The sequence below is a fragment of the Limnohabitans sp. genome, assembly GCF_044373035.1.
Lineage (GTDB): Bacteria > Pseudomonadota > Gammaproteobacteria > Burkholderiales > Burkholderiaceae_C > Limnohabitans_A.
In genome coordinates this window covers 1-2,508 of sequence record NZ_JBILQU010000226.1, presented here as the reverse complement: position 1 = coordinate 2,508, position 2,508 = coordinate 1, and the positions used below count along the sequence as shown (strand labels likewise).

Here is a 2,508-nt window from a genome sequence, read left to right as displayed (position 1 = left end):
AAAGCGCACGGCCACCGTCTCGTGCTCGGGCACGGGGCGCAGCTCGATTTGCGGGTTGAGCGGCTGGGGCAGGGTCTGCACGTTTTCGGCGGACGGCATCACAAAATGCACGCGCCATCCTTCGGACTCGGGGGCCACGGTGACGGGCGCGGTCATCGAAATCTTGCGCTGCGCGCCCAGCCCAGCTTGCAAGTTGTCGCCAAAAATGTAAGACGCGATGCGCCGAAAACCGCTGCGGCTGGCCGCGTCAAAGTCGCCCTGAATTTGCGTTTGGGCCACCGTGAAGGCGGCGTAGCGGCGCACCTCAAAAGGTGGGTCTGAAACGAGCACGGTGTAACGCGGTTCTTCAACGGCCATGGCGGCTCCACAAAAAAGGAACAAGACGGTTGATAAGAGGGACGACAAAAAGGAAAAAAGCCAGCGCATCATGGAATAAGTCGGTGTTGGGGTGGGTGTATTGGAGCAAATTCATCGTAGCAGCATCGGTCTCTTACCGCACGCAAACCGCCACTCAATGCACCAAGCTGCGTCAGCCCGCCAAACCAGCTGCCGCTGCCTTGCGGTGCTGTTCTGAAAGCCAAGCCAAGGAGTTGCGCATGAAAAATGGGCGTCTGTTAGCATTTGCCAACAGTTCATCACCTTGCACATTTCAGGATTCAAGACATGCAAAACCGCTTCGCACGCGCCATCGCCATCGGGTTTTTTGCCGGGCTCAGCCTGGTCCCAGCGGCCTACAGCCAAAGCCCATCCCAGCCGCTGGTTTTGAAGGTGGCCAACCAGGGCGACGTGCTGTCGCTTGATCCGCACTCGCTCAATGAGGCGGTGCAGTTGTCTTTTCTGAATAACGTGTTCGAGTCGCTGGTGACGCGTGACAAGCAGCTGCGCTTGGGGCCATCGCTGGCCACGGCCTGGCGGCTCAAGTCGCCAACGGTGTGGCAATTTGACTTAAGGCAGCGCGTGGTCTTTCATGATGGTGCTGCGTTTGATGCCGACGATGCGGTGTTCTCCCTGGACCGCGCGCGGGGCGAGGGCTCGGATGTGCGCTCGCAATTGGCCACGGTCAAGGAAGTGCGCAAAACGGGGCCTTACCAAATCGAAATCGAGACGTCGCGACCCAACCCGATCCTGCCGGATGTCATCTCCAACATCCTGATCCTGAACAAAAAATGGGCCGAAACCAACAACGCCACCCGACCGGTCGACCGAAGAAAAGGTGTGGAAAACGCCGCCACCTTCAAGGCCAACGGCACCGGACCCTTCTCCGTGAAAGAGCGCCAACCCGGCGTGCGCACCGTCATCGTTCGCAGTGCGAGCTGGTGGGGACAGCACGAAACCAACATCGACGAAGTGTCGTTCATGCCGATTGCCAACGACGGCACGCGCGTTGCGGCGCTGGTCTCAGGAGAGGTGGATTTGATTGATCCGGTGCCCCTGCAGGATTTTCAGCGCGTGAAAGACCGACAGGGCTTGACCGTGTTGCAGTCCGCCGAAGCGCGCATCATTTTTCTGGGCTTTGATCAGCACCGCGATGAATTGGTGGGCAGCAACGTGAAAGGGAAAAACCCCTTCAAGGATGTGCGGGTGCGCAAGGCTTTCTACCAGGCCATCGACATCGACACCATCGTCAGCAAAGTCATGCGCGGCCTGGCTCGACCCACGGGCGGCATGATCAACGATGGTATCCGCGGCTTTTCAGCCGACATGGAAAAGCGCTTGCCCTACGACCCGGAGGCGGCGCGCAAGCTGCTGGCCGATGCGGGCTACCCTGCAGGATTCGAAATCACCATGCAGTGCCCCAATGACCGTTACGCCAACGACAGTGAAATCTGCCAGGCCGTAGCGGCCAACTTGGCACGCATCAACGTGAAGGTGCGGCTGCAGACCGAGTCCAAAGCGACCTATTTCCCGCGTGCCCTCAAGCGAGAGTTGTCGTTCTTCATGCTGGGCTGGTCGCCGGCGGGCTTTGACGCGCACCACCTGCTGTTCACCGTGCTGGCCTCCCCGGCGGGCGCACAGGGCCAGTGGAACTTCGGTGCCTACAGCAACCCCCAGCTGGATGACTTGACCAACCGCATCCAGGTCGAAACCAACGAGGCGCAGCGCAACCGCCTGATCAAGGAGGCGCTGACACTGCATTCAAACGATGTCGGTCACATCCCCTTGCACCAGCAGATGGTCACCTGGGGTGCCAAATCCAATGTCGATGCTTACCAGCGTGCAGACGGCTTCATGCTGTTCAAGTGGGTCAAGTTCAAGAAGTGACCCGTCATGGGCCGCGCACTTTGCAAACCTGCTGCTTGCAGGTTGCTGAGTTCGCGGCTTGGCGCGGCTTCATTTGCGGGATGACGCCGCACCCACTCAGCCCCTGACCATGCGCATCACCTCGCCCGCGTCCAGCGTGGACGCCCGGGCCCGGATGTCGCCCAAGTGCTGTTGTTGCAGGGTTTTGCCGCTGCTCAACAGGCCTTTGTAGGTTTGGCGCAGCAAGTCGGTGGACATGACGCGACC

Annotated in this window: 2 protein-coding genes; one reads left to right on the top strand and one right to left on the bottom strand. The window is 60.0% G+C overall.

The features are described 5' to 3' along the window. Window positions 1-357, bottom strand: a 357-nt coding sequence (locus ACIQ47_RS16265; RefSeq protein WP_396439072.1) for an SOUL family heme-binding protein, incomplete at its 3' end; no start/stop codon positions are given. A gap of 306 nt (window positions 358-663) precedes the next feature. Here ACIQ47_RS16265 and ACIQ47_RS16260 point away from each other — a divergent pair. After that, window positions 664-2,262, top strand: a complete 1,599-nt coding sequence (locus ACIQ47_RS16260) for an ABC transporter substrate-binding protein (RefSeq protein WP_396439071.1) — start codon at window positions 664-666, stop codon at window positions 2,260-2,262. Window positions 2,263-2,508 lie beyond the last annotated feature (246 nt).